The organism is Candidatus Methylacidiphilales bacterium, assembly GCA_025056655.1.
Classification (GTDB): Bacteria; Verrucomicrobiota; Verrucomicrobiia; order Methylacidiphilales; family JANWVL01; genus JANWVL01.
This window is the reverse complement of record JANWVL010000178.1, coordinates 40,874-46,873: the sequence shown is the minus strand read 5'-3', so window position 1 is coordinate 46,873 and position 6,000 is coordinate 40,874. Positions and strand designations below refer to the sequence as shown.

Here is a 6,000-nt window from a genome sequence, read left to right as displayed (position 1 = left end):
GCATTGGCTGAGCATAATCCTTATGTGTCGAAAATTTATAGGCTGAAAAAGGGATGGATTCGCTTTTATCGGCTTTATCAGAGACTGAAAGAGGATGGCCCGTGGGATGCGCTTTTGCATTTGAGAGGTAACGATCCAGAGCCACGTTGTTTGAGTTTTCTGCTCGATGCAGGGCGGACGGTGGGCATTACGCACATGAGTCGGATGAATGAATTGTGCGGGCATAATTTGACATTTGCGGATTGGGATGAGATACATGGAGTAGAACAAACCTTGCGGGTAGCGCGGTATGTGGGTGCGGATACAGCAGAGCCGCACCTGGTTTATCAAGTGAAAGAGGAAGAGCGCGTTGGTTTTGAGGCACGCGCGAGGAGGGAGTTGGGGTTCAGCGATGGGCATAGAATCGTGCTGCAGATTGGTGGAGGGAAGCGTGCGGCCTGGCGGGATTGGCCTATTGATCGGTATGTGGAGTTGATCATGTTAATTAAGAGAGAGTGGCCTTTAGTGAATGTTATAATTTTGGGTGGGCGCGATCATCTGGATCGTAGGGATGAATTGAAGCGGCGACTGGGACAACTCAATGTGGTGGATTGTGTAGGAAAGTTGAGTATCGAGGAATCGGCTGCATTGTTGGGAAGCGCGAAAGTCGTGGTATCCACGGATACGGGGATGATGCATTTAGCATTTGCAGTCGGAGCTAGAGTTGTAGCGCTTATTCACTGTAACAATCCTGCGAGCCGTGTGGGCCCGTATGGATACGGGGATCGTCATCGCGTTGTGGAGTTGCCGAGACCCTTAGGCTATCGGTGTCCTGCTGATGCCGATATGAGAGAGATCACTGCGGAACTCGTTTTTTCCAAGGTGTGTGAGTTGATGGAAACAATAGACTGAAAAGTAAGAGATGAACTTTCCAGGCCTTGATCCTAGTTGGGAGTATAGCCATAAGGTTGCCCACTGTTTGGGGTTGTTGAAGACGTGGGATTTGGAGCGTTGTCAAGATGAGTTGAGAAAGGGAGTCGGAGTTCTGGTTGTCGCGAATACTGCGCTGGGGGATACTGTCCTCTGCACGCCTTTGTTGGCGGCGTTGGCTGAGAATTTAGGGCGTGAACGTGTGGGTTTTTTGGTGAGGCATCCTAATCAGTCGTTGTATTGGGATTCACCGAGTGTGGGCGATGTATTTTGTGTGAGGGGGAAGTATCGTGGATTGGGGCAATTGAAAGTAAGCTTGAAAGGGACTAATTATAGGCTTGCGCTTGTGGCTAATTGCACAGAGCCGGATCTTATTCCGTGGCTTTATTGGTGCGGAATAAGAGGGTTTCTGCGTTATCGCACGCGATGGAGTCGTTTTGCCAGTTGGTTCGCAAATCAGCATGAAATGCGGCGAGCGGGAGAGTCTGACTATGCGACTGGCCATGCTGTAGAGAATAATTGTGCTATGGCACGCGCACTGGGGTTGACCGTTAAGGAAGAAAAAATCCGTCTGCATATAAATGAACAAAATCCACATGGGGATCGGAACCCTTATTTTATCATTCATCCTGGCGCTTCACGTGAGAGTAAATGCTGGCCCTTGGAGCGTTGGGCAGAAATAGCGCGAAAAGTTTTTTTAAGCACTGGTTGGGATCTCGTGTTGACGGGTAATGAAAGTGAGAAGGCTCTTGCGGAGAGACTTTCCGCTCTATCTCAATCGGATGGGGTCCATCGTGTTTATAATTATTGTGGAGAACTTAGCTTGAGAGAGCTTGCTGCATTGATACGTGATGGGAGGATTTTTTTATCGGGAGATACTGGTCCTTATCATATCGCTGTGGCAGTTGGGACGCCGACGGTTACGTTGTTTGCGCCAACGGATCGAGGTTCTTCAATTGAGGCTTGCGGGCCGAGGGGGGTGGATCCGTCTCGACATCGGGTTGTGCAGACTCGGCGGGTGGGGGAATTGATTAGCTCGATTAGCTTTTCAGAGGTGTGGGATGAAGTAAGAAAGGTATTGGTGTGGCTATGAAAACGGATTCGGTGGTTATTGTGATACCAGCCCGATACGGTTCGACACGGTTTCCGGGTAAACCGTTAGCTTCCATACTCGGGAAGCCTATGATTCAGTGGGTGTGGGAGTCGGTGATTGAAAATCAACATGGGGCGCGTGTGATTGTGGCGACAGATGACGAGAGGATAAAGCGTGTAGTGGAAGGTTTTGGGGGAGAAGTTGTGATGACATCGAGTCTGCATGCAACGGGCACGGATCGGATGGCAGAAGTGGCGCGCACGATTGATGCGGAATGGTGGCTCAACGTTCAAGGAGATGAGCCATTGATTGAGGCGAGGGAGGTTGATAATTTAATTGAGTTTTTAGTGGCGGGGAAGTGGGATATGGTTACACTTGCTCATCCGATCGAGTCTGAGGAGGAGTGGCGAAATCGGGATGTGGTGAAAGTTATATTTCGAGATGATGGGCAAGCGGTTTATTTTTCACGCTCTGAGATTCCCTACGCAAAGAGTTGGCCTGTGCCTGCTGGAAAAGTGTGGAGACATGTCGGTTTGTATGGATATCGGCGAGAGGCGTTGGAGCGGTTTGTCAATACTCCACAGCAGGCTTGGGAGATATGTGAAGGGTTGGAGCAGCTGCGTGCGGTAGCGCTTGGGATGAGGATAGGTGTGATGGGTGTGACGTTTCATGCGTGTGGTGTGGATCGAGAGGAGGACTTGGTTCGTGTAGAGAGGGTTTTGCAGGAGAGGAGACGTGTGTAAGTTGATTAGGGGCTATGGTTTCTTCGACTAAGGATGGCATAGTGCGTCGTAAGCCGGAGTTGGTGTCTCCCGCTGGGAATTGGGAATGTGTGCGGGCTGCGGTAGCTTGTGGTGCAGACGCCGTTTATTTTGGGCTTAAAGATGGTTTTAATGCACGGATGCGTGCTGATAATTTTAGCTTATGCGAACTGAAAACTCTGATGGATTATCTGCATCAGAGGGGAGTTCGAGGTTATCTTGCTTTGAATACCTTGGTTTTTACTGATGAGCTTCCCTTAGCTGTGAGAATCTTGAAAATGGCCGAGGAGAGCGGGGTGGACGCAGTAATTGTGCAAGATATAGGCTTATGCCTTTTGGCGAAGCGTTTTGCTCCGAGTGTGGCTCTGCATACATCGACGCAGATGACTGTGACTTCACCGGAAGGGGTTGAGGTGGTGCGAGAGCTGGGGATTCAACAAGTGGTCTTAGCACGTGAACTTTCGATACGAGAGCTTAGGCGTTTTGGGGGTTGTGGTGTGCCTTTGGAGGTTTTTGTGCACGGGGCACTGTGTGTGGCGTATTCGGGGCAATGTTTAACGAGTGAGGCGCTTGGGCGTCGAAGTGCGAACCGTGGCGAGTGTGCGCAAGCTTGTCGTTTACCTTATCGTCTTTGGGTGGACGGCGAGATTAAGGATCTGGGAGAGAGGCGATATTTGTTGTCTCCCCAGGATTTAGCAGCGATTGATTATATACCTGAGTTAATTGCTGCGGGGATATCTAGTTTCAAGATAGAGGGCAGATTGAAGACGCCTGAGTATGTGGCGGCTATCACTGGTGCTTATCGTTCAGCTATTGACGAGGCATGGAAGAGTATCGAGGCTCAAGTTGTTGAATGTGATAGACGGAGCAAGAATGGGACGAAAGTCAACTATGAGATGGAGATGATGTTTTCGCGAGGACTTTATTCGGGGTGGTTGGAAGGGGTAAATCATCAAAAGCTTGTGCATGGGTTGTATTCGAATAAACGAGGTGCATTTGTTGGTGAGATAGCTGAGGTGAAGGGGAACGGAGTTCGCTTGGTGGGAGTGAAAGTTTCATTAAGGCGAGGTGACGGTGTCTTATTTGACAATGGCGGTGATCAAAGTGATCTTCTGGGAGGTAGAGTTTATCAGGTAAGAGGCGATTGGCTTTTTTTTGAACGAGGGCTGATCAATCAAGCAAAGATCAAGGCGGGCGATAAGGTTTTCAAGACAGATGATCCGCAACTCAGGCGCGAAATTCGTCAACGTTTTGCGAAGGATAAGGAAATCCTAAAAGTATTCATCAAAGCTAATTGGAAATGCTCTGCTGGGAAGCCTGCGGAATTAATTTTTAGTGTGACCGGCGGCTCAGATCAGTGGGAGGTAAGGGTTGTTTCCGATACGATTGTCGTGGCAGCGCGGAATGTGTATTTAACTTCGGAATGTGTCGAGGCGCATGTCGCGCGTCTTGGGGAGACTTGTTTTGCCCTAGAGAGATTTGACTGTCAGATAGAGGGGAAGGTCTTTTTGCCGCTGAGTGAGATTAACCGCATGCGACGTAAGGCGGTTGAGCTTTTGTATCAAATAATGCCATGTGAGGGATGGATTCAATGGGTTTATGAGCGGAGGAAAGAGAAAGCGTTATATTTTGTAAATGAAAACAATTTATCTGATCGAACAGTTAAGGTTATAAAGCAAATCGATTTTATTGGTGTTTGCGGTTTTGAACCTTACGGTGATGGAAGCCATCTTACATGGAGCGTTTTGTGTCGCACGGAGGAACAAGCTGAGGTGGCGGTAGAGTGCGGCTGGAAGCGGATTTACCTTGATTTCGAAGATATACGAAGATATCAGGGGGCAGTCGAAAAACTAAAAGCCCTGGCGAATGGCGATGCAGAAATTTACCTGGCGACGCCGCGGATCCAAAAATCTGGAGAGATAGGTTTTTTTAATGTGATCCATGCAGCGAATCCTGATGGGGTTTTGATAAGAAACTTAGGCGGACTCTTCTTTTTTACACCTAAGTCTAAAACTCATGGGCTGAAATGTATTGGGGATTTTTCTTTAAATGTTGCGAATCCGTGGTCGGCGCGATGGTTTATGGAATGGGGATTAGAGGCGGTGACGGTAAGTTATGATTTAACGTGGGATCAAATTATACGGCTCGCTGAGGCTATGGGAGGTAGAGGGCTTGAGGTCACGCTTCATCAACACATGCCTATGTTTCATATGGAGCATTGTGTGTTTGCAGCCTTTTTGTCCAAGGGCACGGATCATACGAATTGCGGTCGCCCATGCGAGTGTTACCGTGTGGAGCTAGAAGACCGAGTTGGGTTAAGGCACCCTGTGATAGCTGATGTGGGATGCCGGAATACTGTGTTTCATGCGCGGTCGCAGAGTGGGGCTGCCTATTTTTCGGTATTTAAGCAAGCAGGAATTAGGAATTTTAGGATAGAATTATTGAATGAGAGTCGAGCTGAGGCACTTAGGTTGTTGAGGAGTTATGAGGCGTTGCACAGGGGGGGAAAGACGGCTGAATGTTTAATTCGGGAACTTTCGGCGATAAACGGGGTTGGGGTTGTGAGGGGCACTTTTGAGGATAGGGAGTTTAGTAGGTAGAGATAATTTAAAAAAAGGCTTGATTGCGTTTGGGCTCTTGGCATTGTTTCAATCTCTCACAGCCGGACTTCTGAGGGCTTCGAGCTAAGCTTACGGAAGTGTTGAAGTATGGCGTGCAGGGGTTTCTGAGTGGTTCAGGAACTTCTGGTGCACTGAAAAGCTGTGGGGAAATAGAGTTTGCCTATGCCTACGATTAATCAATTAGTGCGGAAGGGGCGTAAGAAGGTCAGAGCGAAGACCAAGGCTCCTGCTTTGGACAAGTGTCCACAACGACGTGGGGTGTGTGTGCAAGTGATGACTCGCACGCCCAAAAAGCCGAATTCAGCATTGCGCAAAGTTGCTAAAGTGCGTTTGACTAACGGGAATGAAGTGATTGCTTATATTCCTGGGGAGGGGCACAATCTTCAGGAGCATTCTATTGTTTTAGTGCGTGGCGGTCGTGTTAAAGATTTGCCTGGGGTGCGTTACCACATAGTCCGTGGAACGCTGGATGCGCTTGGAGCGGCGGGACCGAGTAACACTAATAAGCTTACCCGTAATGTCTCACGTAGTAAATATGGTGTGAAGAAACCTAAAGCTGGAGGTGCATCGGCTGCTCCGGCTAGTAAAGGAGCGAAGAAGTAAATTGAGTATTGGT

5 protein-coding genes are annotated in these 6,000 nt (G+C 48.8%); all 5 read left to right on the top strand.

The window, feature by feature from the left end:
* Positions 1-891, top strand: an 891-nt coding sequence (locus tag NZM04_11460; protein ID MCS7064632.1) for a hypothetical protein, incomplete at its 5' end; no start/stop codon positions are given.
* 10 nt (positions 892-901) lie between these two features.
* A complete protein-coding gene (locus tag NZM04_11455) occupies positions 902-2,002 on the top strand; it encodes a glycosyltransferase family 9 protein (GenBank protein ID MCS7064631.1) in 1,101 nt (366 codons plus the stop codon).
* Positions 1,999-2,745: a 3-deoxy-manno-octulosonate cytidylyltransferase gene (gene kdsB / locus NZM04_11450; protein ID MCS7064630.1), complete on the top strand. Its 747-nt coding sequence runs from the start codon at positions 1,999-2,001 to the stop codon at positions 2,743-2,745. Before NZM04_11455 ends, kdsB begins: the two co-directional genes overlap by 4 nt.
* A gap of 14 nt (positions 2,746-2,759) precedes the next feature.
* Positions 2,760-5,363 (top strand): U32 family peptidase, encoded by a 2,604-nt coding sequence (locus NZM04_11445; protein ID MCS7064629.1) that lies wholly within the window; start codon positions 2,760-2,762, stop codon positions 5,361-5,363.
* Between the two features lie 183 nt (positions 5,364-5,546).
* Positions 5,547-5,987, top strand: coding sequence for a 30S ribosomal protein S12 (rpsL, locus tag NZM04_11440; GenBank protein ID MCS7064628.1), 441 nt, complete (start codon positions 5,547-5,549; stop codon positions 5,985-5,987).
* Positions 5,988-6,000: the final 13 nt, after the last annotated feature.

Excerpts from the sequence above, each read along its gene's own strand:
- rpsL (MCS7064628.1), top strand. The coding sequence starts at position 5,547 with ATGCCTACGATTAATCAATTAGTGCGGAAGGGGCGTAAGAAGGTCAGA.
- NZM04_11455 (MCS7064631.1), top strand. The coding sequence starts at position 902 with ATGAACTTTCCAGGCCTTGATCCTAGTTGGGAGTATAGCCATAAGGTT.
- NZM04_11445 (MCS7064629.1), top strand. The coding sequence starts at position 2,760 with ATGGTTTCTTCGACTAAGGATGGCATAGTGCGTCGTAAGCCGGAGTTG.
- kdsB (MCS7064630.1), top strand. The coding sequence starts at position 1,999 with ATGAAAACGGATTCGGTGGTTATTGTGATACCAGCCCGATACGGTTCG.